The following is a 25,002-nucleotide window of genomic DNA, read 5'->3' as shown; positions in this document are numbered from 1 at the left end:
AAAGAGAAAACTCATGACAACAACTTTCAGCGCCAAACCCGCTGAGGTCGTGCACGAGTGGTTTGTGATTGACGCGACCGACAAGGTCCTCGGACGAGTAGCCAGCGAAGTTGCTCTCCGTTTGCGCGGCAAACACAAGGCCATTTACACGCCTCACGTCGACACCGGTGACTTCATCGTCATCATCAATGCTGCCCAGCTCAAAGTGACGGGCGCCAAGACGACCGACAAGATTTATTACCGCCATTCCGGCTACCCAGGCGGCATCACTGCCACCAACTTCCGCGACATGCAAGCCAAGCACCCTGGCCGCGCACTCGAGAAGGCTGTCAAGGGCATGCTGCCCAAGGGCCCACTCGGTTACGCCATGATCAAAAAACTCAAGGTGTACGGTGGCGCTGATCACCCACACACCGCCCAACAGCCTAAAGTGCTGGACATCTAAGGAGCCTTGAGATGATTGGTGAATGGAACAATGGCACAGGCCGTCGCAAATCCAGCGTCGCCCGCGTGTTTCTGAAAAAAGGCACTGGCAAGATCACGGTCAACGGCAAGGACATCCAAGCCTACTTCGGCCGCGAGACCTCGATCATGATCGCCAAGCAACCCCTCATGTTGACCAACCATGCCGAAACTTTCGACATCATGATCAACGTGCACGGCGGTGGCGAATCCGGTCAAGCCGGTGCTTCGCGCCACGGCATCACCCGCGCCCTGATTGACTACGATGCATCGCTCAAGCCTATGCTGAGCCAGGCTGGTTTTGTCACCCGTGATGCCCGTGAAGTCGAACGCAAAAAGGTCGGTCTGCACGGCGCTCGTCGCCGCAAGCAGTTCTCCAAGCGTTAATCCGCTATTCCTGCTTCGTCAAAAAGCCGCCCGGTTCGCCGGGCGGCTTTTTGTTTGCCCGCTTGTCGGAAGAAAAGCCCATGAGGCCAGTAGCGTTAATGCTCGGGACAGTCTGTAATTCCCGACCAGCGCGCTATACTATTTGTCATTGAACCGGAGAAACACCATGAGCGCTGTTGCTGAAAATATCCAAACTGTCATGCCCGATCCGATTGTCTTCACCGACAGCGCTGCCGCCAAGGTGGCCGATCTGATCGCCGAAGAAGGCAACCCAGATTTGAAATTGCGCGTGTTTGTGCAGGGTGGTGGTTGCTCGGGTTTTTCGTATGGTTTCACTTTCGATGAAATCACCAACGAAGACGACACCACCATGAGCAAAAACGGGGTGTCCCTGCTGATCGATGCCATGAGCTACCAGTATCTGACGGGTGCCGAGATCGATTACAAAGAAGACCTGCAAGGTGCACAGTTTGTGATCAAGAACCCGAACGCCACCTCCACTTGTGGTTGCGGCTCTTCCTTTTCGACCTGATTTGCGGGTTGGTCCAGCATGGCTGGCCATGCATCAACGGGGGTAAATGGCCCCCAAGACACGGGCGCCTCTGGCGCCCGTGACGCTTGGCAAACTGGATGTTTGGCGGTGCATGGTTTTGAAAGCCAGCCAGGCAAAGGCAGCCGCCTCCACTTGAAGCGGTGGCAGGCCCAAGGACTCACTGTTCAAGACAGTTATGTCCGGCACATGCGCCACCATCTGGCGCATCAATTCGCCGTTCAAGGCACCCCCGCCGCACACAATCAGTTGGCATGCATCAGGGGCATAACGCAAGATGTCCTGGCTGCAGGCATAGGCCGTGTAAGTGCAGAGGGTGGCTTGTACATCGGCCGGTTCCAAGTCTTGAAACTGAGCGAGGTGATGCAGTAGCCAGGCCGGATTGAACAGGTCTCGCCCGGTGCTCTTGGGGGGCTGCTTGTGCAAGAAATTTTCGCCGGCCATTTTCAACAGCAATTCGGGGTGCAACTGGCCACCGGCCGCCCAAGCGCCGTCGCGGTCGAACGCTTGTCCAGTGTGGCGAGCGCACCAGAAATCCATCAAGGCATTGCCTGGGCCGCAATCCCAGCCCAGCACCGAGCCATCGGCTTTGAGCACGCTCAGGTTGGCGATGCCGCCAATGTTGAGCACCGCCACGCAGCGACCGGGTTGGGCAAAGACACCTTGGTGAAATGCAGGTACCAGGGGCGCACCTTGCCCTCCGGCGGCCAAGTCCCGGCTTCTGAAGTCTGCGACCACGTCGATGCCCGTCAACTCGGCCAGCAATGCAGGGTTGATCAGTTGAAGGGTATAGCCCACCGCAGGGCGATGGCTCGACTCATGTGCATCGGACTCCAGTGGGCGATGGCGCACGGTCTGGCCATGAGCGCCAATCGCAATGATCTGCGGGGTCTGGAGTCCGGTTTTTTGGAGCAAAGCGCCCACCACCTCTGCGTAATGGCGGGCAATGGCGTTTCCCGCCATGGCGCTGCGGTGCAATTCGTCGGTGCCGCTTTGGTTGAGGGACAACAAATCACGGCGAAAGGCATGATCAAAGGGTACAAAGTCATGGGCCAGGACATCCAGGTGTCCCGCATCGTCTATTTGGGTAAGGACCCCATCCACACCATCTAAAGAGGTACCGGACATGAGGCCAATGAAATTAGAGGAGGGCATGAGGAGCGCCTGAGTTGATCAGACCAAGACCATGGTTGGACCGATCAGAGAAAGAGTCCAGCGGTCTGTCAGGGTGCCGGCCAATTATTGGCTGTTGACTTCCCGCATCTGGGCGGCGGCCTGCAGCTGAGACTGAGCTTGACCCACCAAAGCCTCGAATCTGGCCATGGAAGAGGGCGCTATCGGAACGCTTTGAGCTTGCTGGATGACCTTCTGGGGGTCAACGTGGACGCCGTTGACGCGGAACTCAAAGTGCAAATGGGGGCCTGTCGACCATCCTGTAGATCCAACAGCGCCAATGGCTTGGCCTTTTTGCACGGTTTGACCGTTGCGCACATGGATGCGGCTGAGGTGGGCATACAAAGTCGAGTGGCCATTGCCATGGCGAACCTCAACCACGTTGCCATAGCCGCCTTGAACACCCGCAAAAACGACCACGCCATCACCCACAGTCATGGCAGGGGTTCCGGTCGGGGCTGCATAGTCCACACCGCGGTGTGCTTGCTGGGTTTTGAAAATGGGGTGCAGGCGCATGGCAAAACCACTGGACTGACGAGAAAAAGTCAGTGGAGAAGCCAAATAGGAGCGACTCAGACTCTTGCCGTCCATGTCGTAATAATTGCCTTTTTGGCCGGGTTCTTGGTACCAAATGGCGTCGTATTGCTGGTTGTCATTGTGAAACTCGGCACTGAGCACCCGACCTGTTCTCAAGGGTTCTCCATCGGCTTCCAGGACTTCATAGACCACAGAAAAGCGAGCGCCTTTGCGCAGCGTGCGGTGAAAGTCAATTTGGTTGGAAAAAATCTGCGTCAGCTGGTGGATGACCGGATCTGGCAAGCGGGCCTCATCTGCAGCATCGTAGAGAGAGCGGGTCACCGTACCGCCAGTCATGCGGATGCTGGTGTTCATGGGCGAGGTTTCGAGTGCCGCTAGAAAGCCCTGTGGGGAACGCTCTACACGCAAACGTTGAAAGAAGGTGTCGTTTTCGTTTTTGAGCCAGCGCACACTCAGTGAACGCAGCAACTGTTGGGGGGTGACTTCAGCGGATACTGCGCGCCCTCCCTGCACAAGCGCTTGGCGGGCTTGTGGATTTTTGCGCAAAAATGCAGCCGCTTCAGCATCGACCAGTCCCAAACGACTCAGCAAGGCTTCAGGCGTGTCTGAGGGGCGGGTGTTGTCGGACCGGGTCAATATGACTTCGAACGTGTCCAGCAGTTGGGCCTGCGATTCAAGCTGAGCGATCTCAACGGGCACGATGATGTTGACAACGGGTTGGTCTGAAATATCAGGCCCCAGATTGGCAATGGCAAAAGCACCGCCACCACCGACCAACAAGACGCTGGCAAGGCTGGCAGCAATCGTTTTGGGGTGACGCTTGAACCATCCTTGAAGGACCAGATTCGCCTGATTCAGGTGCGGGTGATAACCGTCCACCCATGCTAAAAACCTTTGCGTGGCAATCAGCATTGCGCCCAGCACGGCCGTGCCAAGGAACAAAATGCTGAGCAGCAAGGAGGTCAGTCGCGACTGTAGGGTGGAAAGGAACGGCATGAAAAAAGTGAGGGAGACGATGTCAGGCGCAAAGGTGAAGTGCCAGATGGGTCAGAAACAGTCAGGACGCACATAAAATGCGATGTGAAATCGAGTGTCGATTGTATCCGTCCTCATCGCTTTCAACACAGAAAAAACCCTTATGAATCAAGCGCTTGTTACAAAATACCCGGTAAATGACCGTGTATTGAATGCTTTGGAAGTCACTTTACGAGGTTGTGAAGAGCTGATACCCAAAGAAGATTGGCTACAAAAACTGGCCAAATCAGAAGCCACAGGTGTGCCTTTGCGCATCAAATTGGGCTTGGACCCCACGGCGCCCGACATCCACATCGGTCACACGGTGGTGCTCAACAAGATGCGTCAGTTGCAGGATTTGGGGCATCAGGTGATCTTTTTGATTGGCGATTTCACCAGTCTGATTGGCGATCCGTCCGGCCGCAACAGTACCCGCCCCCCGCTCACGCCCGAGCAGATCAAGGCCAACGCTGAGACTTATTACAAACAAGCCAGCTTGGTGCTCGATCCCAGCAAAACCGAGATCCGCTACAACAGTGAGTGGTCGATCCCATTGGGTTCCATGGGCATGATCCAGCTGGCGGCCAAGTACACCGTCGCCCGCATGATGGAGCGCAACGACTTCCATGACCGTTTCAAGGCGGGCACACCGATTTCGGTGCACGAGTTCTTGTACCCGCTGATGCAGGGCTACGACTCTGTGGCACTCAAGTCCGACTTGGAGCTGGGTGGCACCGACCAGAAATTCAACCTGCTGATGGGGCGTCATTTGCAATCCGAATATGGTCAAGAGCAGCAGTGCATCTTGACCATGCCCCTGCTCGAAGGCCTGGACGGTGTGGACAAGATGTCCAAGTCCAAGAACAACTACATCGGCATCAGCGAAGAGCCCAACACCATGTTCGCCAAGGTGCTGAGCATCTCGGACACCCTCATGTGGCGCTGGTTCACCTTGCTGTCCTTCAAGTCGATGGCCGAGATCGAGGCGCTGAAGAAGGAAGTGCAGGCCGGGCGCAACCCCAAAGACGCCAAGGTCATGCTGGCCAAGGAAATCACGGCGCGCTTTCACAGCGCGGCCGCTGCCGATGCGGCGGAGCAGGATTTCATCAACCGCAGCCAAGGCGGCGTGCCCGATGACATTCCGGAAGTGTTTTTGTCCGGCGCACCCATGGGCATAGGGGCTTTGCTCAAGGCGGCCGGACTGGCCCCTTCCACGACAGAAGCTGGTCGCTTGGTGGATGGCGGCGGTGTGCGTGTCGACTCCAGTGTGGTCAGCGACAAGGGACTGAAACTGGAAGCGGGCACTTACGTGGTGCAAGTGGGCAAGCGCAAGTTTGCGAAGCTGACCTTGTCCTGATCGATGCCTTGTGCATCGGAGCTTCTTGCCACAGGCGTATCCTGACAACATGAGAAATTTTGATTCTTGGATGACCCCCAAACGCATGCTCTGGGCTTCGGTGGTGGTGGCCTTGATCACCATCGGCCTGAAAACCCTGGCTTGGTGGCTTACCGGCTCGGTGGGTTTACTGTCTGATGCGATGGAGTCCCTGGTCAATTTGGCCAGTGCCGTTTTTGGTTTGATGATGGTCACGGTGGCGGCCATGCCAGCGGACAACGAGCACCCCTATGGGCACCACAAAGCCGAATACTTTTCTTCTGGCTTTGAAGGCATCCTGATTGTTGTGGCCGCTTTGGGCATCATTTGGGCTGCGGCCCACCGCTTGTTTGACCCTCAACCCATTGAACAAGTGGGCTTGGGCTTGGCTTTGTCGGTGGGCAGTTCGGCGCTGAACGGCTTGCTGGCTTGGCTGATGTTTCGCGCAGCCAAGCAGCACCGTTCGCTGGCGCTGGAAGCCGATGCCCGTCACCTGGTCACCGACGTCTGGACCTCCGCTGGAGTGGTCATCGGCATTGGCCTGGTGAGCGTGACGGGTTGGCTGTGGCTGGATGCGGTGGTGGCCATTGGCGTGGCACTGAACATCTTGAAAGAAGGCTGGCACCTGATTTGGTTGTCATCGCAAGGCCTGATGGACGAGGCCTTGGAGCCCGAGGTGCTGGTCGTTGTACAAAAGGTCTTAGACAGTTTTGCCCACCAACGCGGTGAGACCGAGATCATCCGCTTTGACCACTTGCACACACGCAAAGCTGGGCAGCGCCGCTTTGTCGATGTGCACATGCACATGCCTGCGAGTTGGACTTTGGGACGTGCAGCCGCCTTGCGCGGCAGCGTCGAGCAAGCCCTGATGAGCGAGGTGCCTGGGCTGCGCGCCACCATTCAGTTGCTGCCCAGCGATGTCGAGGCGCACTTCAGTGATGCGCGGGATCTGAAGTGATCGCCGTACTGCAACGGGTGAGCGAAGCCAGTGTGCGCGTCGACGGCGAGGTGATTGGCCAAATCGGCGCGGGCATCTTGGTGCTTTTGTGCGCCGAAAAAGGCGATACCGAAGCAGTGGCCGACAAGATGCTGGCCAAGATGCTCAAGCTGCGCATCTTTGGCGATGGCGCTGGCAAGATGAACTTGAGCGTGCAAGACGTGGCTGGCGGTCTGTTGGTGGTGAGCCAGTTCACTCTCGCCGCCGATGTGTCATCGGGCACACGTCCAGGGTTTTCCGGGGCCGCCGCACCGGAAGATGCCCGCCGCCTTTATGACCATTTTGTGGCCCAAGCCCAAAAAGACCATCCGGTGGTGCAATCCGGCCGCTTTGCTGCCGACATGAAAGTGGCCCTCACCAACGACGGCCCCATCACCATCCCGATGCGCATGACGGCTTGAGTTGCTGCCCGGGGAGGGCAACGATAATCTCCGCATGACTGCAACTTCTCCTGCCGCGAGTTCTGCTCGCTTCGACCAGCTTGCGCTGGCCCCTGCCACCCTTCAAAACCTCGAACAACTGGGCTACACCCAGATGACGCCCATCCAGGCGGCCAGCTTGCCGCTGACGCTGGCGGGGCAAGATTTGATCGCCCAGGCCAGTACCGGCAGCGGCAAAACCGCTGCCTTTGGCTTGCCCCTGATTGAGCGTTTGCAATTTGCTGGCTCGCCCAGCGCGGCCATCCAGGCCGTGATCCTGTGCCCTACCCGCGAGCTGGCCGATCAAGTCACGCAAGAAATCCGCCGTTTGGCCCGTGCCCGGTCAAACGTGAAAGTCGTCACCCTCTGTGGTGGCGTAGCCTTGCGTGGTCAAACGGTGAGTCTGGCGCACGGCGCCGATGTGGTGGTGGGCACGCCCGGCCGGATTTTGGACCATCTGGAGCGCGGCTCGCTGAGCTTGGCGGGTGTGAACACGCTGGTGCTGGACGAAGCCGACCGCATGTTGGACATGGGCTTTTTCGACGACATCGCCAAGGTGGTGCGCCAGTGCGCCAAAGACCGCCAGACGCTGCTGTTTTCGGCCACCTACCCCGAAGGCATCGCCAAACTGGCCGCGCAGTTCATGCGCGCACCGCAAACGGTGAAGGTCGAGGCACAGCACAGCGCCCACAAAATCCGCCAGATTTATTACGAAGTGAGCGAAAGCCAGCGACTGGACGCCGTGTCCAAATTGTTGGCGCATTTCCGCCCCGAGCGCACGCTGGCCTTTTGCAACACCAAACAGCAGTGCCGCGATTTGGTCGCGGTGTTACAGGCGCAGGGCCACAGTGCGCTGGCGCTGTTTGGTGAACTGGAGCAGCGAGAGCGCGACCAGGTGTTGGTTCAGTTTGCCAACCGCAGTTGCTCGGTGCTGGTGGCCACCGATGTGGCTTCGCGGGGGCTGGATGTGGAAGGCCTTGAAGCCGTGATCAACGTGGATGTGACGCCCGACGCAGAAATCCACATTCACCGCATCGGCCGCACCGGTCGGGGCGATGCCGAGGGTCTGGCGCTGACCCTGGCCAGCATGGACGAGATGGGATCGGTCGGCAAGATCGAAGTGATGCAGGGCCGCGAATCGAAGTGGGAGCCTTTGTCTGGCCTGACGCCTGCGGCAGGCGGGCCATTGCAACCGCCCATGCGCACCTTGCAGATTGTGGGAGGGCGCAAGGAAAAGATACGCGCTGGTGACGTGATGGGGGCCTTGGCGGGTGAGTGTGGCTTGACCCGTGAGCAGGTCGGCAAGATCAATGTGAACGAGTTTTCCACCTATGTGGCGGTGCAAGCGGCCTTAGCCAAAAAGGTCGAGTCTCAGTTGTCACACGGCAAGATCAAGGGCAAGAGTGTGAAGGTTCGGTTGCTCTGACCTCTTTGTCTTTTGCACGGGCAGTGTGTGATGTTTGCCGGGGCGGTGTGTGAGGGGATGCGGCGGGTTCCTCATACCGGGGTACCGAAAATCGTCACCCGCCGCATCCCCTCACACACCTGAGTGGTTATTTGGGCGTATTTTGTGAGCGTGGCTTGTGATCTGGATTGGCTGATTTCTCAGTCAGCACCTTCAGGTCCGACAGGGTTCAGAGGTCCAGCGGGGTTCTAAAACGGCACCACTGCCTCATATGGGGTGGGGCCGGGTGACGATTTTCGGTACTCCGATATGAGGAACCCGGCCCCACCCCATTTGAGGCCTCCCCTGCTGGCAATCAGAGGTAAGGGTTCTTCAGCCCCAACCCTGCCAAAATATCGATCTCATAGGCCTCCATCTCCTCGGCATCGGCCTCGCTGGTTTCATGGTCCCAGCCCTGCGCGTGCAAAGTGCCGTGCACCAGCAAATGCGCGTAGTGCGCCGCCAGCGTCTTGCCTTGTTCTTTGGCTTCGCGGGCCACCACCGGGGCGCACAGCACCAAGTCGGCCATCACCACTGGCTCTTGCTCGTAATCAAACGTCAGCACGTTGGTGGCGTCATCCTTTTTGCGGTAATCCTTGTTCAACGCGCGGCCTTCTTCTTCACCCACGATGCGCACCGTGATCTCGGCGTCGTCGCCCAGTGCGTGACGAATGGCGCGGGCGACCGCATGGCGGGGCAGGGCAGCGCGGTGACGGGCTGCATAGGGGATATCGCCAAATTGCAGAGACAGCTGGAGTTGTTTCAGGGCCATGGGGGTGATGGATTCGGTGTTCAGTCGTCGGTGGGCAGAGGCTTGCGGCGGGTCGTGACGCCCGCACGCATGGGGGCGCTGCCTTGCGCGTCGTAGGCGTCCACGATGCGGGCCACCAAGGGGTGGCGCACCACGTCGGCGCTGCTAAAGCGTGTGAAAGCAATGCCTTTGACCCGCTTCAAAACCCGCTCGGCGTCAATCAGGCCGCTCAGTTGCCCCTTGGGCAAGTCGATCTGACTCACATCACCCGTCACCACCGCCTTGGCGCCAAAGCCGATGCGGGTCAGGAACATTTTCATCTGTTCGGTGCTGGTGTTTTGCGCCTCGTCCAGGATCACAAAGGCGTTGTTCAGCGTGCGCCCGCGCATGAAAGCCAGTGGGGCCACCTCGATCGCGTTGCGCTCAAAGGCTTTGAGCACTTTGTCATGGCCCATCAGGTCGTACAGCGCGTCGTACAAGGGGCGCAAATAGGGGTCGACCTTTTGCGACAAGTCGCCCGGTAAAAAGCCCAGGCGTTCACCCGCTTCCACTGCCGGACGGGTCAGCACAATGCGCTGCACGCTGGCGCGCTCGAGTGCATCCACCGCGCAGGCCACGGCCAAATAGGTTTTGCCAGTGCCCGCCGGGCCAATGCCAAAGCTGATGTCGTGGCTGGCGATGCTTTCCAAATAAGCCGCTTGCACAGGGGTGCGCGCCTTCAGGTCGGCGCGGCGGGTTTGCAGTACCGGCAAGTTAGCCTCTTCGCCGCCGCTGTCGCCCACCAGCATGAGTTGCACCATGTCGGGCGAAATCGGGCGGTCAGCCCGCTCATAGACCGCTTGCAAAATCTCCATGGCCCGCATGGCCACGGCCTTGGGGCCATCCACCTTGAACTGTTCGTGGCGATGCGCAATGCTCACCTGCAAGCCCGCTTCGATGGTGCGCAAGTGCGCGTCCATGGGGCCGCACAGGTGCGACAAGCGGTTGTTGTTGTGCGGAATGAAGCTGTGTCTGACGATCAAGTGGATAATCCTGTTCTTGGGGATTTCGACCGGTGTGTGCAGGCCGTTGAGCCCCGATTTTCCTCTATCCCGTGCAATCCAAGGGCCACTCTCTATGATCGGCAAAATCACCGGCATTCTCAGCGACAAAAACCCACCCGAGGTGATCGTGGACTGCCATGGCGTGGGTTACGAGGTGAATGTGCCCATGAGCACGTTTTACAACCTGCCCGCCACCGGTGAAAAAGTCAGTCTGGTCACGCACTTTGTGGTGCGCGAAGACGCGCAAATTTTGTATGGCTTTGCCACCCTGGCCGAGCGCGAAGCCTTTCGTCAGCTCATCAAGATCTCTGGCGTCGGCCCCCGCACCGCTTTGAGCGTGCTGTCGGGCATGAGCGTGACCGATCTGGCGCAGGCCATCACCACGCAAGAAGTCGGCCGTCTGGTCAAAGTGCCCGGCATCGGCAAAAAAACCGCTGAGCGCTTGCTGCTGGAACTCAAAGGCAAGCTGGGCGGCGACTTGGGCGGCTTGTTTGCGGTGAACACCCCCGACGCGCAAAGCGACATCCAACAAGCTTTGCTGGCGCTGGGTTACAGCGACAAAGAAGCCGCTGCCGCCCTCAAGAGCTTGCCCGCCGATGTGGGGGTGAGCGAGGGCATCAAGCTGGCACTCAAAGCCCTGAACAAATAAGCAAGGGGGTTTGCTTGCATTTGGATATCCAATGGATATACTGACGCCATGAAAACCACCGCCTTGACCATTTCCACCTGGGGCAACAGCCACGGCATCCGGCTCAGCCGCGAGTTGATGCAGTCGCTGGGCATCACGCCCGGCACGCCCTTGCAGGCCACGGTGGTGGCCAAGGGCTGTCTGGAGCTGCGCGCCGTGCCCCAGCGCCCGAGCCTGCAAGACAAGCTTGCCGCCTTTGACCCGCAGGTGCACGGTGGCGAAGTGATGCCCGATGCGCCGCAAGGCGTGGAGTTCGGTGCTGGATCTGAGGGCGTCAAGTGAGCCGAGCCGTTTGGGTGCCTGAGCGGCAAGACATCATCTGGATCAACTTCAACCCGCAGGCGGGCCGCGAAATGCGCGACATGCACCCCATGCTGGTGCTGTCGCCCAAAGCCTTCAACGACAGGACTTCCATCGTGATCGGCTTTCCCATGTCCACGGCGGCCTACAACGCCACCAACCCGTTTGCGATCGACAACAGCAAAACGGCCAAGCAGCCGAGCTACATCATTTGCAACCAACCCAAGAGCTTTGACTGGCGCCAGCGGGGTGCGACACCGCACCCCTGGAAGCGGGTCAGCGACGCTATTTTTCAAACTGCTCGTCTTGAGCTCAACGACATCATCGAGTTGGTCACCCCATGAGCATCCGCACAGACGACTTTGCCCCTCAACCCGAACCCCGGGTCATTTCTGCGGCCCCCGTGTCGCACCAAGAAGAGGCCATTGAACGCGCCCTGCGCCCCAAGCTGCTGGGCGAATACGTCGGCCAGGTCAAGGTGCGCGAGCAACTGGAGATTTTCATCAGCGCCGCCAAGATGCGCGAAGAGCCACTCGACCATGTGCTGCTGTTTGGCCCGCCGGGCTTGGGCAAGACCACGCTGAGCCACATCATTGCCGCCGAGCTGGGCGTTAACCTGCGCCAGACCAGCGGCCCGGTGCTTGAAAAGCCCAAGGACCTGGCCGCGCTGCTCACCAATCTGGAGCGCAACGATGTGCTCTTCATTGACGAGATCCACCGCCTCTCGCCCGTGGTCGAAGAAATTTTGTACCCCGCGCTGGAGGATTACCAGATTGACATCATGATCGGCGAAGGGCCTGCGGCGCGCAGCATCAAGCTCGACTTGCAACCCTTCACCCTGGTGGGGGCCACCACCCGGGCCGGCATGCTCACCAACCCTTTGCGCGACCGCTTTGGCATCGTGTCACGCTTGGAGTTTTACACGCCCGAGGAGCTGACCCGCATCGTCACGCGCAGTGCCGGCTTGCTCAAAGCGCCGATTGACCCCGAAGGTTCGTTCGAGATCGCCCGCCGTTCACGCGGCACGCCTCGCATTGCCAACCGCCTGCTGCGCCGGGTGCGCGACTATGCGGATGTGAAGGGCGATGGCACCATCGACAAAAGCCTGGCGCAAAAGGCCTTGGTCATGCTGGATGTGGACCCGGAAGGCTTTGACCTGATGGACCGCAAACTGCTCGAAGCCGTGATCCACCGCTTTGACGGCGGCCCAGTGGGTCTGGACAACATCGCGGCCAGCATCGGCGAGGAGCGCGACACCATCGAAGACGTGATCGAGCCGTATTTGATTCAGCAAGGCTATCTGCAGCGCACGCCACGCGGGCGCATGGCCACGTTGGCGGCGTTCAAGCACTTGGGCGTCACCCCGCCCAAGTCGTTTGGTGACAAGTTTTGAAACGGTTTCGGTGCCTGCGGGGTGATGCAGACATGGTGCTGGTGGATCGGCTTGGGGCTGAAACGATAATGCGCGCATGGAAACCAAATGGCTTGAAGATTTTGTAAGTTTGGCTGAAACGCGCAGTTTCAGCCGTTCGGCGCAGTTGCGGCACGTCACACAACCGGCGTTTTCCCGGCGTATCCAGTCGCTGGAGGCCTGGGCCGGGGCAGACTTGGTCGACCGCAGCTCCTACCCGACCCGGCTCACCCCTGCGGGCGAGACCTTGTATGCCCAGGCGCTGGAGATGCTGCAGTCGCTGCAAAACACCCGTGCCATGCTGCGCGGCCACAATGCGGTGGGTCAGGACATCATCCAGTTTGCGGTGCCGCACACCTTGGCATTCACGTTTTTTCCGCCTTGGGTGGCCAGTTTGCGTGAGACCTTTGGGCCCATGAAAAGCCGGCTCATGGCACTGAACGTGCACGACGCGGCCATGCGCTTGGTGGAGGGCGGCTGCGACGTGTTGATTGCTTACCACCACCCCTCGCAGCCCCTGCAAATTGACCCCGAGCGTTACGACATGGTGGTGTTGGGGCACGAGGTGATTGCGCCCTATGTGCAAAGCACGGCCGATGGGCGGGCGCTGTTCAGCTTGCCCGGTCATGCCGCACGGCCACTGCCCTATTTGGGCTACGCGCCCGGGGCCTATTTGGGCGGCGTGACCGATTGGATTTTGAAACAAGCGGGTGTGCCGGTGCATCTGGACCGGGTCTATGAGACCGACATGGCTGAAGGTCTGAAAGTGATGGCCCTGGAGGGCCACGGCATTGCGTTCTTGCCGCGCAGTGCGGTCAAAAAAGAAATCCAGGCCGGCACCCTGGTTGAGGTGAGCATGCCCGATGGGCAAACGCTGGCGCTCAGCATGGAGGTGCGGGCTTACCGCGAAAAATCAGGGGCCAAGCCCTGTTTCAAAAGTTCGGCCCATCAGTTGTGGCTGCACCTGACCCAGAGCACCTCTTCGGTGCATTCGTCGCGTTAAACCGCCACTGAGCGGGTTTTTTCATGGCATGTATTGCCTTATGCATTTTTTGCATGGATTCTGGGGGTACTCCCTGATGGGGACTGACAACAAACTGACTATATTTCTCACACGCTGGTGTGCGGGCATATTTTGTGCAATGCACCAGCTGCTGAATCTGTGGTGCACCATGGGGGTGTGAGACTCAAATTTCCCCTGTTCGATTTAGGCTTAGGGTAGCTCCTAGGCGGTTCACAGTTGGATTTGGCATTTAATCTGCGGGTGGCGATTTGCTACTCACCATTTCACAAGAGGATTTAAACCATGAAGAAAATGACACACACCTTGATCGGCTCCGTGCTGGCCACGGCAGGCCTGCTGGCCGCCACCTCCGCCATGGCGGGCAAAACCCTGGACCAGATCAAGCAACGCGGCCAAATCGTCTGCGGTGTCAACACCGGTCTGGCCGGTTTTTCGGCTGCTGACTCCAGTGGCAACTGGTCGGGTCTGGACGTGGACCACTGCCGTGCTGTGGCCGCAGCCGTGCTGAGCGACGCCACCAAAGTCAAGTACGTGCCTTTGACCGCGCAACAGCGTTTCACCGCCTTGCAGTCTGGCGAAGTCGATGTGCTGGCCCGAAACACCACCAACACCTTGAACCGCGATGGCTCTTTGGGTCTGCACTTCATCGGTGCCAATTACTATGACGGCCAAGGCTTCATGGTGCCCAAAGGCAAAATCACCAGCGCCAAGCAACTCAAGGGTGCCACCGTGTGCGTGCAGTCCGGCACCACCACCGAGAAAAACCTGACCGACTTCTCCCGCGCCAACAAGCTCAACCTCAAGCCTGTCGTGTTTGAAAAAGTCGAAGCCGCCACCGGCGCTTACTTCTCTGGCCGTTGCCAGGCCTACACCACCGACGCATCGGGCCTGGCCTCTGTGCGCGCCAAGGAAGCCAAAGACCCTGCAGCCCACGTGATCTTGCCCGATCTGGTCTCCAAAGAGCCCTTGGGCCCGATGGTGCGCCGTGGTGACGACGAGTGGTTTGCCATCAACAAATGGGTGCTTTCCGGCCTGATCGAAGCCGAAGAGTACGGCATCACCCAAGCCAATGTGGACCAAATGAAAACCAGCGACAACCCCCAAGTGGGCCGTTTGCTGGGTGCCACCGAAGACCTGGGCAAGCACCTGGGCTTGGACAAGGAGTGGTTGGCCCGCGCCATCAAGACGACCGGTAACTACGGCGAAATGTTCGAGCGCAACGTCGGCCCCAAGACCTCCATCAACCTGCCACGTGGCTTGAACAACCAGTGGAACAAGGGCGGCCTGATGTACGCCTCACCGCTGCGTTGATCGCCTGCCTTTTTTGAAGGTTCTGGATACGCCCCTCACGGGGCGTATTTTTTACCCCCCGTCATTTTTCAGGCAGCTCCCATGTCCCATTTCTCCATGATCGAGGCCAGGCCCTTGCCCGGCAAGAAAACCCGATCGATTTCGTGGCGCAGCCGCGAAGGGCGTTCGGTCATCTACCAGGTCGTCGCCATCTTGTCGGCTTTGGCGCTGGTGGCCCTGTTGGTGCACAACACGCTCACCAACATGCGCCTGCGCGGCATCCAAAGCGGCTACGACTTTTTGTTTCAACCGTTTGGCTTTGATATCAGCGAATCGGTGATCGAGTACGCGCACAACAGCTCTTACTTCGTGGCTTTTGCCATCGGCATGCTCAACACGCTCAAGGTTGCCGTGATCGGCATCTTGCTGGCCACGGTGCTGGGTGTGCTGGTGGGTGTCGGGCGGTTTTCGGCCAATTTTTTGGTGCGCAAAATCTGTTACGCCTACGTCGAATTTTTCCGCAACGTGCCGGTCTACCTGCAGTTGCTCATCTGGTATCTGGTCTTCACCGAGATGCTTCCCGACCTGGAGCAGGCTTGGCAGGCAGGCCACTTCTTTTTGAGCAAAAACGGCATTTCCTTCCCTTGGCCTGTGTGGCAGTTGGGTCAGACCCTGGCCTTGGTCGGTGTTGCTCTAGGCTTGGTGTTTGCGTGGGTCTACCGACGCATGGCACGGGCGCATTTTGACCGCACAGGCCACACCCGCCCGGTCTGGGCTGTGTCGCTGGCGGTTACGTTGGTGCTGGCCGTGCTCGGTTGGCTGGTGGGTGGTGCGCCCAACGAATGGGACTTGCCCAAAAAGGGCGACTTCCAGATCGAAGACGGTGGCGCGTTCAGCCCTGAATTCATGGCCTTGCTGTGTGGCTTGGTGTTCTATACCGCGTCCTTCATTGCCGAAGTCGTGCGCTCGGGCATTGCCTCGGTGTCGCTGGGTCAGCACGAGGCGTCGGCCTCTTTGGGCCTGAGCAAAAGCCAGTCCATGCGCTTGGTGGTGTTGCCGCAGGCCTTGCGCGTGATCATTCCGCCGCTCACCAGCCAGTACCTGAACCTGACCAAAAACTCGTCTCTGGCGGTGGCCATTGGCTACCCCGAGCTGGTCTCGATTGCCAACACCACACTCAATCAGACAGGCCGCGCCATCGAGGCGCTGTCCATCGTGATGTTGGTGTACCTGACGCTGTCTCTTCTCACCTCGGCCCTCATGAACTGGTTCAACGCCAGTGCCGCCATCCAGGAGCGCTGACATGAACGTTTTCAAATCCACCGAAGCCCGGCCCATGCCAGGCCGCAGCACAGGCCCCGTGGCCTGGTTGCGCGGCAATCTGTTTTCCACCCCGGGCAACAGCCTGATGTCGCTGGCGCTGCTGGCCGTGTGCCTGTGGGCGCTGGTCTCCTCGCTCGATTGGGCTGTTTTGCAAGCCGTCTTTGGCAGCAACTTGCAGGCCTGCAACGACGTGCGCGGCGCAGGGGCGTGCTGGGGCGTGATCTCCGAAAAAGGCCGCTTGATCGTGATGGGCCGTTACCCTGAAGTCGAGCACTGGCGTCCGGTGATCGCCACGGCCCTCATGTTGGGTGTGGTCGTCATCAGCTGCATGCCCCGTTTTTGGAACAAGGCATTGCCTTTGATTTGGCTGGTCATGCTGACCGTGTATTTCGTGCTGATGAAGGGCGGCTTTTTTGGCCTGACCGAAGTTGACACCGACCAATGGGGCGGCTTGCCGCTCACGGTGATGCTCACGGTGATCTCCATGACGCTGGCCTTCCCGCTGGCCATCTTTGTGGCCTTGGGCCGGCGCTCCAACATGCCCGCCATCAAAACCTTGTGCACGCTCTATGTCGAGTTGGTTCGCGGCGTGCCGCTGATCACGGTGCTGTTCATGGCCTCGTTCATGCTGCCGCTGTTCATGCCCGAGGGCGTGAAGATCGATGTGCTGGTGCGCGTGGTGGTGGGCATCACGCTGTTTTCCGGTGCCTACATGGCCGAGGTGATTCGCGGCGGTCTGCAGGCTTTGCCCAAAGGCCAGACCGAAGCCGCGGCCACACTGGGCCTGAGCTACTGGCAAACCCAGCGCATGATCGTGCTGCCCCAGGCCCTGGCCACCGTGGTGCCGTCCATCATGAACACCTTCATCGGCCTGTTCAAAGACACCTCGCTCGTGACCATCGTCTCGCTGTACGAGCTGACCGGCGCGTTGGGCCTGGCGCTCAACTCGGACGCCGACTGGCGTCCCTTCAAGATCGAAGCCTACCTCTTCATCACCTTCATTTATTTCGCGTTCTGCTTTGCCATGTCGCGCTACAGCCTGTGGATCGAAGAGCGCACGGCCGTGAGCAAAGTCCGCTGAACGAAAGACCTTTATGACCTCCAACGCTAACCCCCTCATCGAGTTCAAAGGCGTCAACAAATGGTATGCCAGCAATGGCTACCACGTGCTGCGCGACGTCAACCTGCAGTTTGCCAAAGGCGAAAAAGTGGTCATTTGCGGCCCCTCGGGCTCGGGCAAATCCACCCTGATCCGCTGCATCAACGCCCTGGAGGAATACCAGGAAGGCACGCTCACGGTAGACGGCACCGTGCTCGGCGATGACCTCAAAGGCATCGACAAAGTGCGCCGTGAAGTCGGTATGGTGTTCCAGCAGTTCAACCTGTTCCCGCACCTGACGGTGATGGAAAACCTGATCTTGTCACCCACCTGGGTGGCCAAGATGCCCCGTAAGGAAGCCATCGACAAAGCCATGGTGCAACTCGAGCGCGTGCGCATTGCTGAGCACGCCAACAAGTATCCGCTGCAGTTGTCCGGCGGCCAGCAGCAGCGCGTGGCGATTGCCCGTGCCCTGTGCCTCACGCCCAAGATCATGCTGTTCGATGAGCCCACCTCGGCCCTCGACCCCGAGATGATCAAGGAAGTGCTGGACGTGATGATCGAGCTGACCAGCCAGGGTATGACCATGTTGTGTGTGACACACGAAATGGGCTTTGCCAAGGCGGTGGCCGACCGCGTGATCTTCATGGACCAAGGCCAGGTGGTCGAACAAGCCCCGCCGCAGCAGTTCTTTGATTCGCCACAGACTGACCGGGCGCAGGACTTCCTGTCCAAGATCCTCGGGCATTGATTTAATTGGGGTCAGATCCCGATTAAATGCTGAGTTCTTTTTGGGTGCCGTTGGCCGGGATTGCGCCCGGCGGCGCACTCACTTTCTTGGCTTCGCCAAAGAAAGTAAGCAAAGAAAGGCGAGCCGCAGTCAGGGCCCTTCGGGTTCCTTGCGCTGCTCGCATCGGGCGGGGTCGGGTGCAAACTCGCTTCGCTCCAACAAGCACCCGCCCTGATCCGCCCGCTGCTGCGCTGCTCAGCCCTGCCTCTGGTTCCACGATCCGTTTTCCTAGGAGCCCTGACCCGTGACCCCATCTCTGGGACCAGCAACATCAAGCCGACGACAGGTTTGAGACAATACGCCCCATGACCCAAGAACTCACCCTCATCCGCCCCGACGATTGGCACTTGCATGTGCGCGATGGCGCCGCTTTGAACGTGGTGGTGCCGCACACCGCCGCGCAGTTTGGCCGCGCCATCATCATGCCCAACCTCAAGCCGCCCGTGACCACGGCCGAGCAAGCGATGGCCTACAAGGCTCGCATCCAGGCCGCCGTGCCTGTTGGCATGGCCTTTGAGCCGCTCATGACACTGTACCTGACCGACAACTTGGCACCGGCAGAAATTGCCCGCGCCAAAGCCGCAGGTGTTGTGGCCTGCAAGTTGTATCCAGCCGGTGCCACCACCAACAGCGATGCGGGCGTGACCGACCTGCGCAAGATCTACCCCGTGCTCGAAGCCATGCAGCGCGAAGGCGTGTTGCTCTTGGTGCACGGCGAAGTCACTTCGTCCGACATCGACCTGTTTGACCGCGAAGCCGTGTTCATTGAGCAGCATCTGATCCCGCTGCGCCGTGACTTCCCGGGCTTGAAAATCGTGATGGAACACATCACCACGAAAGAAGCTGCCGACTATGTGGCGGCAGGCGACGCGAATTTGGGGGCCACCATCACCGTGCACCACCTGCTGTACAACCGCAACGCCCTGTTTTTGGGCGGCATGCGCCCGCATTACTACTGCCTGCCCGTGCTCAAGCGCGAAATCCACCGCCTGGCTTTGGTGCAGGCGGCCACCAGCGGCAATGCCCGTTTCTTTTTGGGCACCGACAGCGCCCCGCACCCCGCGCACCTCAAGGAACACGCCAGCGGTTGCGCAGGCTGCTACACCGCGCATGCCGCCATGGAGATGTATGCCGAAGCCTTTGACCAGGCCGGCGCGCTCGACAAGCTCGAAGGCTTTGCCAGCTTCTTTGGGGCCGACTTCTACGGCCTGCCACGCAACACCGGCACCATCACCCTGCGCCGCGAAAGCTGGACGCCTGCAGAGAGCTTTGCCTTTGGCGAGGCCGAGCTCAAGCCCCTGCGTTCCGGAGAAAGCCTGCCGTGGCGTCTGGTGGCGGGCTGAGCCCCAACCGGGCTGGCCACCGCTGTGCGCCAGCTTCCAGTCTGAGCGTGCCCGACATCGACTGGAACGCCCCTTGGTTGGTCGATTGGCGGGCCGTGGGTGAGCCCATTGCTGACCAAGTGGCGGCGGGCACGCCTCAGCCTGAGGCCTTGAATGCGGCGGGCCATGCCCCTGTGCGCTTTGTGCCGCAAGCCGACTTGCCCGAAGGCCAAGCCTACGAAGACTTTATCTTCGCCGCCGGCCAGGTGCCCACCCGCGAAGGCTTGCACGACTTCTTCAATGCTTTGTGCTGGATGCATTTCCCGCAAGCTAAAAAACGCCTGAACCAGTTGCAGGCCCGCGAAATTGCCCGAGCCGGGGTAGGCCAGGTGCGCGGCCCGGTGCGCGACGCCGCCACCGTTTTCGATGAAAACGCGCTGCTGATCCAGACCTCCGATGTCGTGTGGTCTGCCTTGACCGAGCACCGATGGATGGACGCGTTCCTTGTCTTGCGCAGCGAGTGGGCACTTACATGTCTTTGGGCTTTTGGCCATGCTGCGCTCGAAAAAGCGGTGCAGCCCTACAAATCGATCACCGTGCATCTGTGGCGCGTGCCGCAAGGCATGGCGCAGGCCGACCTCGACGCTTGGCTGGCGCAAGACCTCACGTCCGAAAAGCTGGCTCGCAAACCCTTCAGTCCCTTGCCGCTGCTGGGCGTGCCGGGCTGGTGGCTGGCCAACGAAGACCCATCCTTTTACGCCGATGACAGCGTGTTTCGGCCTCGCAGAGGCCCGCGCCTGGCCGAAAAACCGTACGCCAATTCGGAAATCACGCCCCCGGCTTGATTTTGGAGTCCGACACCCTAATATTCGTCCCAACGTGCCCGCGTCTTTCGGGCTGAAAGTGAAACTCAACATGAAACGCATTTTTCTTTTTGTCATGACCAACTTGGCTGTTGTGGTGGTGCTGGGCATCGTCGCCAACTTGCTGGGCGTCAACCGCTTTTTGACTTCCAACGGCCTGGACCTGGGCGCTTTGCTCGGTTTTGCCCTGATCATGGGCTTTGGCGGCGCCATCATTTCCTTGCTCATCAGCAAGCCCATGGCCAAGTGGACCTCAGGTGTCAAAGTCATCACCCAACCCGCCAACGCCGACGAAGCCTGGATTTTGGACACCGTGCGCAAGTTTGCTGACAAATCCGGCATCGGCATGCCTGAAGTCGGCATCTTCCCGGGCGACCCCAACGCCTTTGCCACCGGCGCGTTCCGCGATTCGGCCCTGGTGGCTGTGTCTACCGGCTTGCTGCAAAACATGACGCACGAAGAGATTGAAGCCGTCATCGCGCATGAAGTGGCCCACATCGCCAACGGCGACATGGTCACCATGACGCTGATCCAGGGTGTCATGAACACCTTTGTGGTGTTCATCTCGCGCGTGGTGGGCTATGCGGTCGACAGCTTTTTGCGCAAGGGCGACAGCGAGAACACCGGCCCCGGCATGGGCTACTACATCACCACCATCGTGATGGACATCATCCTCGGTTTTGTGGCCGCCATGATCGTGGCCTGGTTCAGCCGTCAGCGCGAGTTCCGCGCCGATGCCAGTGCAGCGCAGCTGATGGGCCGCAAGCAGCCCATGATCAACGCCTTGGCCCGCTTGGGCGGCGTGCACACCGCTGAGTTGCCCAAAACCATGGCCGCCATGGGCATTGCGGGGGGCATTGGACAGCTGTTCAGCACGCATCCTCCGATCGAAGAGCGCATCGCCGCGCTGCAAAACAGCGCTTTATAAAGACGATTCGTCTTTCCCCAGCGCGTCCAGGTGGGACGTGTCACCCCAGCCCACCAAGCTCAAGCCCGCAGGCGTCCACAACAAGCGGTTGACCGCGGTGTTGGTCAGTGACCACGTGCGCGGGGCCTGTAAATCGATGCGGGTGGCCGCCCGGTACAGGATGTCCAGCACCCCGCCGTGCGCCACCATCACGATTTGCTGGCCTGTGTGGCGCGCCGCCAATTCGTCCACCGTGCGCACAATGCGCTCGCGCAAAGCCAGCAGCGATTCACCGCCTTCAGGGGGCGTCCAGTCCGGCGTGCGCTTGCGCCAGTGCCAGGCGTGTTCCGGGAATTCGGTTTCTACCTCAGCGTAAGTGCGCCCCTGAAATGAACCAAAGTGGCGTTCGCGCAAACCCACGTGGACGCTGACCGCTTGGTCCATGGACTGGGCAATGGCTTGGGCCGTGGCGTGCGCCCGTGACAGGTCGCTGGCATAAATCGCATTCACCACTTCGCGCTCGACCAGAGCGCGAGCCAGGAGTTCGGCTTGGCGCAGTCCTGCATCGTTGAGTGGGATGTCCAGGTGGCCTTGCAACCGCGTGTCGACGTTCCAGGCGGTTTCGCCGTGGCGAATGGCCAAAATGCGGGTCGGTTCCATAAATTCCTAGATTCAGCGCGGCACTTCGATGTTGACTCGGCGTGGGCCAGCAGGCGGGTTGGGAAAATTGGCCAGGGCAGCCTGGAACAGGGTGGCAAAAATCGGCACGCTGTCGCTCCAGGGGCCGGCGTGGCTGGCGCGGGTTTCGTACACCACTTGACCCGACCTCAGGTCTCGCATGATGACGCTGACCTCACGGCGGTAATGCGTGGGCGGCGGAAAGCGCATGCCCATGCCCAGACCGACGTGCGAGCCCAAGCCCCCGCCAAAACCCGATCTGAAGGCGATGCTGCCGAAGGGTGTCCAGCCCGGCGCTAGGGGTCGGCCCCAAGGGTCGGCCAGGTACTGCGAGCCACTGAAGCCCAGCATCACGCTCAGGCTGGCTGCGGCATCGTCACGCACCAAACCCACGGCCGTCATGGCGGCCTGCGCTTGCTGCTCGGCCACACCGGCTTCGGGGTTGTGCACCTGCGAGGGCAGGCGCTCAAAGCGGTACTTGGCGCCCTGCAAGTTCATGCCGGCTGGCACCGCAGCCACCGAGACCACATCGCTGTCGATCAGGCGCATCGAGGCGCAGCCCGTCAAGAAGGTCAAGGCCATCGCAGCCAAGGCCATCGAAAACCACCGCTTGCATTGCTGATTTGCTGTGCGCATGAGCTGTCCCCTTGAGGTTCACATCGAGATGACTTGGATGCCCGGCAAGGACGCTTCCTTGAACTCTTCTTCGTCAAAAGCCTTGTCGCCGTCATCCGATTCGATGCCCGTGATTTTCAGGTCCTTGAAACCGTGCAGTTGGGCGTCCATCAAATGCGAAGGCACCACATTTTGCAAAGCTGCAAACATGTTTTCAATGCGGCCGGGGTACTTCTTTTGCCACTCGCGCAGCATGTTGCCCACCTGCAGGCGTTGCAAATTCTCTTGGCTGCCACACAGGGTGCACGGAATGATGGGGAACTGTCGGTGCGCGGCCCAACGGATCAAATCGGTTTCGGCCACATAGGCCAGTGGGCGGATCACCATGAATTCGCCGTTGTCGCTGACCAGCTTGGGGGGCATGCCCTTGAGCTTGCCGCCAAAGAACATGTTCAAGAAGAAAGTCTGCAGCATGTCATCGCGGTGGTGGCCGAGGGCCAGCTTGTTGCATTTGAGCTCGCGCGCCACGCGGTACAAAATGCCCCGGCGCAGGCGCGAGCACAGGCTGCACATGGTCTTGCCTTCGGGGATCTTGTCTTTCACGATCGAATACGTGTCTTGCGTCTCGATGTGAAATTCCACGCCCAGCTCTTTGAGGTAAGCGGGCAGGATGTGCTCCGGGAAACCTGGCTGCTTTTGGTCCAGGTTGACCGCGACCAGCTCAAAGTCGACCGGCGCGCGGGCCTTCATTTTCAGCAGGATGTCGAGCATGCCGTAGCTGTCTTTACCGCCCGACATGCAGACCATGATGCGGTCGCCGGCCTCAATCAGGTTGAAGTCACTGATCGCTTGACCCATTTGGCGGCACAGGCGTTTTTCGAGCTTGTGGGTTTCGCGCTCGATCTTGATGGCCTTGGCAGCCTCTGATTCGGCTTGCGCTTGTACCCAGGCGTTGTCTGCTTCTGTGTCTGTTTCTGTGTTCATGAGGTTCACCACTGTCCGGTTTCCATGCGAATGGCCACTTCGCAGTCTTCAAAAATTTCAAGTTTGGCAATCTTGACGCGCACACCCAACACACCGGGCAACTGCATCAGGCGGTTTGAGACTTTGCCGATCAGCGTTTCCAACAGGTTGATGTGCTCAGCCGTGCATTCGTCGATGATGATTTTGCGCACCTTGCGGTAATCCAGCACGTGGTGGATGTCGTCGTCGCTGGGCATCAGGGGCTGCGTACCCAGGTTCAGCTCGGCGTCCACCTGAATCGGTTGCGGGTCGGTTTTTTCGTGTTCCAGAATGCCCAGGTTCGCGTCAAAACGCAAACCGGTCAGCTCCAGGGTTTGGTGTCCGGCAGGGGTTTTCATGGCGCGGGTTTGATTTGGAAAATTTCAACCCCGACGGCTTCGCAGTCCGGGTACACATCGGGTTTGCAGCTGGACAGTCGCACCGCCTGCACCTGCGGGTGGGCGATCAGCTCGCGCATCAGGTCGTCGCACAAGGTCTCTTGCAGCACGATATGGCCTTGGGTTACACGCTTGGCGATCACCTCGCGGATGAAGTCGTAGTCCACCACTTCGGCCAGGTCGTCCTGTGTGGGGGTGGACGCGCTGTAGGGCACGAAAAGCTCCACGTTGAAGACGATGCGCTGGGGCCCGAGCTTTTCAAAGTCGTGCGCGCCGATGCGCACGTCCACCGTGTGGTTGCGCAGAAAGAGGCGGCGACAATTGAGCGCTAATGAGGTCATCAAGTCGTTCATGCAGCGCCTTTCGGGTCGGCCAAAAACATCACGTCGCGCGCCAAAGGCACCAGGTGCTGGCCGTTGTCCACACACACCGTGGTGCCGGTGATGCAAGGGTTCTGTGCGAGGAAGAGGCAAGTGGCCGCCACCTGTGCCGGGTCGATCGGCTCGCGCAACAGGTTCACGCGGCTGTTGCGGTCAAAGTTCTCTTGGGTTTGTGGGCCGCTCAAAAACATCAGGCCCGGGGCCACGCCGCACACGCGCAAGGGGGCCAGGGCTTGGGCCTGCAAGGCGACGGCACGTTCCAGTGCGAGTTTGGACACGGTGTACGAAAAATAGTCCGGGTTCAGGTTGAACACCTTCTGGTCGAGGATATGGACCACGCTGCGCTGGCCGGATTTGGCGTCGGGGGCGGATTGCTGCGCCATCAGCGAGGCCAGTAACATGGGCGCGATCAAATTCACTTCGAGTTGCAGGCGTGCGCCGGGCAAGTCCATCTGGGGGCCCTCATCGGGCTCAAACAGTGAGGCGTTGTTGATCAAGCAGTCGAGCGGGCCTTGGCTTTTCGCGATCTGCGCCATCATCTGTTCGGCTTGTTCGCTCAGGGCCAGATCGGCTTGCACACATTCCACATGGCCCCCAACAGTCTGCAGTTCAGCCTGCAGCGCTTTGGCCGCATCGGCCGAGCGTTGGTAGTGGCACCACACGCGCCAGCCCGCCGCCGCAAATTGGCGGACGATCTCTGCGCCCAGGCGGTGAGCGCCTCCGGTGACCAGAACTTGTTTCATGACGGGGGTAGGGCAGA

Annotated in this window: 29 protein-coding genes; 19 read left to right on the top strand and 10 right to left on the bottom strand. The window is 59.8% G+C overall.

The window, feature by feature from the left end:
- The first annotated feature begins 13 nt into the window (after nt 1-13).
- The 3 genes from rplM to erpA all read left to right on the top strand — a co-directional run bounded on the left by rplM (nt 14) and on the right by erpA (nt 1,381).
- Nucleotides 14-445, top strand: coding sequence for a 50S ribosomal protein L13 (gene rplM, locus ACIQ47_RS07930; RefSeq protein WP_396437626.1), 432 nt, complete (start codon nt 14-16; stop codon nt 443-445).
- A gap of 11 nt (nt 446-456) precedes the next feature.
- Nucleotides 457-849: a 30S ribosomal protein S9 gene (gene rpsI / locus ACIQ47_RS07925; protein WP_396437624.1), complete on the top strand. Its 393-nt coding sequence runs from the start codon at nt 457-459 to the stop codon at nt 847-849.
- A 166-nt stretch (nt 850-1,015) separates the two neighbouring features.
- Nucleotides 1,016-1,381, top strand: a complete 366-nt coding sequence (erpA, locus tag ACIQ47_RS07920; RefSeq protein ID WP_108354256.1) for an iron-sulfur cluster insertion protein ErpA — start codon at nt 1,016-1,018, stop codon at nt 1,379-1,381.
- 33 nt (nt 1,382-1,414) lie between these two features.
- Here erpA and ACIQ47_RS07915 read toward each other — a convergent pair whose 3' ends face one another.
- On the bottom strand, nt 1,415-2,554 hold the full coding sequence (locus ACIQ47_RS07915; protein ID WP_396437623.1) for an anhydro-N-acetylmuramic acid kinase: 1,140 nt from the start codon (nt 2,552-2,554) through the stop codon (nt 1,415-1,417).
- Between the two features lie 84 nt (nt 2,555-2,638).
- Nucleotides 2,639-4,105: a peptidoglycan DD-metalloendopeptidase family protein gene (locus ACIQ47_RS07910; RefSeq protein ID WP_396437622.1), complete on the bottom strand. Its 1,467-nt coding sequence runs from the start codon at nt 4,103-4,105 to the stop codon at nt 2,639-2,641.
- 142 nt (nt 4,106-4,247) lie between these two features.
- Here ACIQ47_RS07910 and tyrS point away from each other — a divergent pair, with 142 nt between their 5' ends.
- The 4 genes from tyrS to dbpA are packed head-to-tail and all read left to right on the top strand — an operon-like array spanning nt 4,248 to nt 8,340.
- The gene (gene tyrS, locus ACIQ47_RS07905; RefSeq protein ID WP_396437621.1) at nt 4,248-5,480 is read left to right on the top strand and encodes a tyrosine--tRNA ligase; all 1,233 of its coding nucleotides are present in this window, start codon (nt 4,248-4,250) and stop codon (nt 5,478-5,480) included.
- A 49-nt stretch (nt 5,481-5,529) separates the two neighbouring features.
- A complete protein-coding gene (locus ACIQ47_RS07900; RefSeq protein ID WP_396437620.1) occupies nt 5,530-6,456 on the top strand; it encodes a cation diffusion facilitator family transporter in 927 nt (308 codons plus the stop codon).
- On the top strand, nt 6,453-6,896 hold the full coding sequence (gene dtd / locus ACIQ47_RS07895) for a D-aminoacyl-tRNA deacylase (RefSeq protein WP_396437619.1): 444 nt from the start codon (nt 6,453-6,455) through the stop codon (nt 6,894-6,896). The genes ACIQ47_RS07900 and dtd overlap by 4 nt, the downstream gene beginning before the upstream one ends.
- 34 nt (nt 6,897-6,930) lie before the next feature.
- Nucleotides 6,931-8,340, top strand: coding sequence for an ATP-dependent RNA helicase DbpA (gene dbpA / locus ACIQ47_RS07890; RefSeq protein ID WP_396437618.1), 1,410 nt, complete (start codon nt 6,931-6,933; stop codon nt 8,338-8,340).
- Nucleotides 8,341-8,674: 334 nt separating this feature from the next.
- On the opposite strand, the gene ybeY is transcribed toward dbpA, so the two are convergent.
- Both ybeY and ACIQ47_RS07880 read right to left on the bottom strand, forming a co-directional pair.
- On the bottom strand, nt 8,675-9,130 hold the full coding sequence (ybeY, locus tag ACIQ47_RS07885) for an rRNA maturation RNase YbeY (RefSeq protein WP_396437617.1): 456 nt from the start codon (nt 9,128-9,130) through the stop codon (nt 8,675-8,677).
- Nucleotides 9,131-9,150: 20 nt separating this feature from the next.
- Nucleotides 9,151-10,131 carry a PhoH family protein gene (locus ACIQ47_RS07880; protein WP_396437616.1) on the bottom strand — a complete coding sequence of 327 codons (981 nt, stop codon included), beginning with the start codon at nt 10,129-10,131 and terminating at the stop codon, nt 9,151-9,153.
- Between the two features lie 94 nt (nt 10,132-10,225).
- Between ACIQ47_RS07880 and ruvA the strand changes: the two genes are divergently transcribed.
- From ruvA to htpX, 12 genes are all read left to right on the top strand, one after another.
- Nucleotides 10,226-10,801 carry a Holliday junction branch migration protein RuvA gene (gene ruvA / locus ACIQ47_RS07875; protein ID WP_296291171.1) on the top strand — a complete coding sequence of 192 codons (576 nt, stop codon included), beginning with the start codon at nt 10,226-10,228 and terminating at the stop codon, nt 10,799-10,801.
- A 48-nt stretch (nt 10,802-10,849) separates the two neighbouring features.
- Nucleotides 10,850-11,122 (top strand): hypothetical protein, encoded by a 273-nt coding sequence (locus ACIQ47_RS07870; RefSeq protein ID WP_296291170.1) that lies wholly within the window; start codon nt 10,850-10,852, stop codon nt 11,120-11,122.
- Entirely contained in the window at nt 11,119-11,484 is a 366-nt protein-coding gene (locus ACIQ47_RS07865) for a type II toxin-antitoxin system PemK/MazF family toxin (protein WP_396437615.1), read from the top strand. The genes ACIQ47_RS07870 and ACIQ47_RS07865 overlap by 4 nt, the downstream gene beginning before the upstream one ends.
- A complete protein-coding gene (gene ruvB, locus ACIQ47_RS07860; protein WP_396437614.1) occupies nt 11,481-12,533 on the top strand; it encodes a Holliday junction branch migration DNA helicase RuvB in 1,053 nt (350 codons plus the stop codon). Before ACIQ47_RS07865 ends, ruvB begins: the two co-directional genes overlap by 4 nt.
- Nucleotides 12,534-12,609: 76 nt before the next feature.
- Nucleotides 12,610-13,554, top strand: coding sequence for a LysR substrate-binding domain-containing protein (locus tag ACIQ47_RS07855; protein WP_396437613.1), 945 nt, complete (start codon nt 12,610-12,612; stop codon nt 13,552-13,554).
- Between the two features lie 303 nt (nt 13,555-13,857).
- Nucleotides 13,858-14,886 (top strand): amino acid ABC transporter substrate-binding protein, encoded by a 1,029-nt coding sequence (locus tag ACIQ47_RS07850; protein WP_396437612.1) that lies wholly within the window; start codon nt 13,858-13,860, stop codon nt 14,884-14,886.
- A gap of 81 nt (nt 14,887-14,967) precedes the next feature.
- Nucleotides 14,968-16,167, top strand: coding sequence for an amino acid ABC transporter permease (locus ACIQ47_RS07845; RefSeq protein ID WP_396437611.1), 1,200 nt, complete (start codon nt 14,968-14,970; stop codon nt 16,165-16,167).
- Between the two features lies 1 nt (nt 16,168).
- The gene (locus ACIQ47_RS07840; RefSeq protein WP_396437610.1) at nt 16,169-17,269 is read left to right on the top strand and encodes an amino acid ABC transporter permease; all 1,101 of its coding nucleotides are present in this window, start codon (nt 16,169-16,171) and stop codon (nt 17,267-17,269) included.
- A gap of 13 nt (nt 17,270-17,282) precedes the next feature.
- Nucleotides 17,283-18,038 (top strand): amino acid ABC transporter ATP-binding protein, encoded by a 756-nt coding sequence (locus ACIQ47_RS07835; protein WP_396437609.1) that lies wholly within the window; start codon nt 17,283-17,285, stop codon nt 18,036-18,038.
- Between the two features lie 344 nt (nt 18,039-18,382).
- Nucleotides 18,383-19,420 (top strand): dihydroorotase, encoded by a 1,038-nt coding sequence (gene pyrC / locus ACIQ47_RS07830; protein WP_396437608.1) that lies wholly within the window; start codon nt 18,383-18,385, stop codon nt 19,418-19,420.
- 47 nt (nt 19,421-19,467) lie between these two features.
- Nucleotides 19,468-20,244, top strand: coding sequence for a DUF3025 domain-containing protein (locus tag ACIQ47_RS07825; RefSeq protein WP_396437625.1), 777 nt, complete (start codon nt 19,468-19,470; stop codon nt 20,242-20,244).
- 70 nt (nt 20,245-20,314) lie between these two features.
- Nucleotides 20,315-21,190: a protease HtpX gene (htpX, locus tag ACIQ47_RS07820; protein WP_396437607.1), complete on the top strand. Its 876-nt coding sequence runs from the start codon at nt 20,315-20,317 to the stop codon at nt 21,188-21,190.
- Here the strand turns inward: htpX and ACIQ47_RS07815 are convergent.
- The 6 genes from ACIQ47_RS07815 to ACIQ47_RS07790 all read right to left on the bottom strand — a co-directional run.
- Complete coding sequence (locus ACIQ47_RS07815) at nt 21,185-21,829, bottom strand: histidine phosphatase family protein (protein ID WP_396437606.1); 645 nt, start codon at nt 21,827-21,829, stop codon at nt 21,185-21,187. The two genes, htpX and ACIQ47_RS07815, sit on opposite strands and share 6 nt — an antisense overlap.
- A 12-nt stretch (nt 21,830-21,841) precedes the next feature.
- The gene (locus ACIQ47_RS07810; protein ID WP_396437605.1) at nt 21,842-22,483 is read right to left on the bottom strand and encodes a hypothetical protein; all 642 of its coding nucleotides are present in this window, start codon (nt 22,481-22,483) and stop codon (nt 21,842-21,844) included.
- Nucleotides 22,484-22,501: 18 nt separating this feature from the next.
- Complete coding sequence (ttcA, locus tag ACIQ47_RS07805) at nt 22,502-23,446, bottom strand: tRNA 2-thiocytidine(32) synthetase TtcA (RefSeq protein ID WP_396429365.1); 945 nt, start codon at nt 23,444-23,446, stop codon at nt 22,502-22,504.
- A 5-nt stretch (nt 23,447-23,451) separates the two neighbouring features.
- The gene (locus ACIQ47_RS07800; protein ID WP_396437604.1) at nt 23,452-23,823 is read right to left on the bottom strand and encodes a dihydroneopterin aldolase; all 372 of its coding nucleotides are present in this window, start codon (nt 23,821-23,823) and stop codon (nt 23,452-23,454) included.
- The gene (locus ACIQ47_RS07795) at nt 23,820-24,215 is read right to left on the bottom strand and encodes a dihydroneopterin aldolase (protein WP_396437603.1); all 396 of its coding nucleotides are present in this window, start codon (nt 24,213-24,215) and stop codon (nt 23,820-23,822) included. Before ACIQ47_RS07795 ends, ACIQ47_RS07800 begins: the two co-directional genes overlap by 4 nt.
- Nucleotides 24,212-25,002 (bottom strand): SDR family oxidoreductase (locus ACIQ47_RS07790; RefSeq protein ID WP_396437602.1); only part of this gene is annotated, 791 nt, incomplete at its 5' end. The genes ACIQ47_RS07795 and ACIQ47_RS07790, both read right to left, overlap by 4 nt.

The organism is Limnohabitans sp. (assembly GCF_044373035.1).
Taxonomy (GTDB): domain Bacteria; phylum Pseudomonadota; class Gammaproteobacteria; order Burkholderiales; family Burkholderiaceae_C; genus Limnohabitans_A.
This window is presented reverse-complemented; position numbering and strand designations above follow the sequence as displayed.

Bases quoted from the DNA above. Each gene is read 5' to 3' on its own strand.
- ACIQ47_RS07795 (WP_396437603.1), bottom strand. From the start codon at position 24,215: ATGAACGACTTGATGACCTCATTAGCGCTCAATTGTCGCCGCCTCTTT.
- ACIQ47_RS07845 (WP_396437611.1), top strand. From the start codon at position 14,968: ATGTCCCATTTCTCCATGATCGAGGCCAGGCCCTTGCCCGGCAAGAAA.
- rpsI (WP_396437624.1), top strand. From the start codon at position 457: ATGATTGGTGAATGGAACAATGGCACAGGCCGTCGCAAATCCAGCGTC.
- ACIQ47_RS07840 (WP_396437610.1), top strand. From the start codon at position 16,169: ATGAACGTTTTCAAATCCACCGAAGCCCGGCCCATGCCAGGCCGCAGC.
- ACIQ47_RS07915 (WP_396437623.1), bottom strand. From the start codon at position 2,554: ATGCCCTCCTCTAATTTCATTGGCCTCATGTCCGGTACCTCTTTAGAT.
- ACIQ47_RS07850 (WP_396437612.1), top strand. From the start codon at position 13,858: ATGAAGAAAATGACACACACCTTGATCGGCTCCGTGCTGGCCACGGCA.
- pyrC (WP_396437608.1), top strand. From the start codon at position 18,383: ATGACCCAAGAACTCACCCTCATCCGCCCCGACGATTGGCACTTGCAT.
- ruvA (WP_296291171.1), top strand. From the start codon at position 10,226: ATGATCGGCAAAATCACCGGCATTCTCAGCGACAAAAACCCACCCGAG.
- ACIQ47_RS07910 (WP_396437622.1), bottom strand. From the start codon at position 4,105: ATGCCGTTCCTTTCCACCCTACAGTCGCGACTGACCTCCTTGCTGCTC.
- ACIQ47_RS07810 (WP_396437605.1), bottom strand. From the start codon at position 22,483: ATGCGCACAGCAAATCAGCAATGCAAGCGGTGGTTTTCGATGGCCTTG.
- rplM (WP_396437626.1), top strand. From the start codon at position 14: ATGACAACAACTTTCAGCGCCAAACCCGCTGAGGTCGTGCACGAGTGG.
- dbpA (WP_396437618.1), top strand. From the start codon at position 6,931: ATGACTGCAACTTCTCCTGCCGCGAGTTCTGCTCGCTTCGACCAGCTT.
- ACIQ47_RS07870 (WP_296291170.1), top strand. From the start codon at position 10,850: ATGAAAACCACCGCCTTGACCATTTCCACCTGGGGCAACAGCCACGGC.
- ybeY (WP_396437617.1), bottom strand. From the start codon at position 9,130: ATGGCCCTGAAACAACTCCAGCTGTCTCTGCAATTTGGCGATATCCCC.
- htpX (WP_396437607.1), top strand. From the start codon at position 20,315: ATGAAACGCATTTTTCTTTTTGTCATGACCAACTTGGCTGTTGTGGTG.
- ACIQ47_RS07800 (WP_396437604.1), bottom strand. From the start codon at position 23,823: ATGAAAACCCCTGCCGGACACCAAACCCTGGAGCTGACCGGTTTGCGT.
- tyrS (WP_396437621.1), top strand. From the start codon at position 4,248: ATGAATCAAGCGCTTGTTACAAAATACCCGGTAAATGACCGTGTATTG.
- erpA (WP_108354256.1), top strand. From the start codon at position 1,016: ATGAGCGCTGTTGCTGAAAATATCCAAACTGTCATGCCCGATCCGATT.
- ttcA (WP_396429365.1), bottom strand. From the start codon at position 23,446: ATGAACACAGAAACAGACACAGAAGCAGACAACGCCTGGGTACAAGCG.
- ACIQ47_RS07815 (WP_396437606.1), bottom strand. From the start codon at position 21,829: ATGGAACCGACCCGCATTTTGGCCATTCGCCACGGCGAAACCGCCTGG.
- ACIQ47_RS07835 (WP_396437609.1), top strand. From the start codon at position 17,283: ATGACCTCCAACGCTAACCCCCTCATCGAGTTCAAAGGCGTCAACAAA.
- ruvB (WP_396437614.1), top strand. From the start codon at position 11,481: ATGAGCATCCGCACAGACGACTTTGCCCCTCAACCCGAACCCCGGGTC.
- ACIQ47_RS07855 (WP_396437613.1), top strand. From the start codon at position 12,610: ATGGAAACCAAATGGCTTGAAGATTTTGTAAGTTTGGCTGAAACGCGC.
- ACIQ47_RS07900 (WP_396437620.1), top strand. From the start codon at position 5,530: ATGAGAAATTTTGATTCTTGGATGACCCCCAAACGCATGCTCTGGGCT.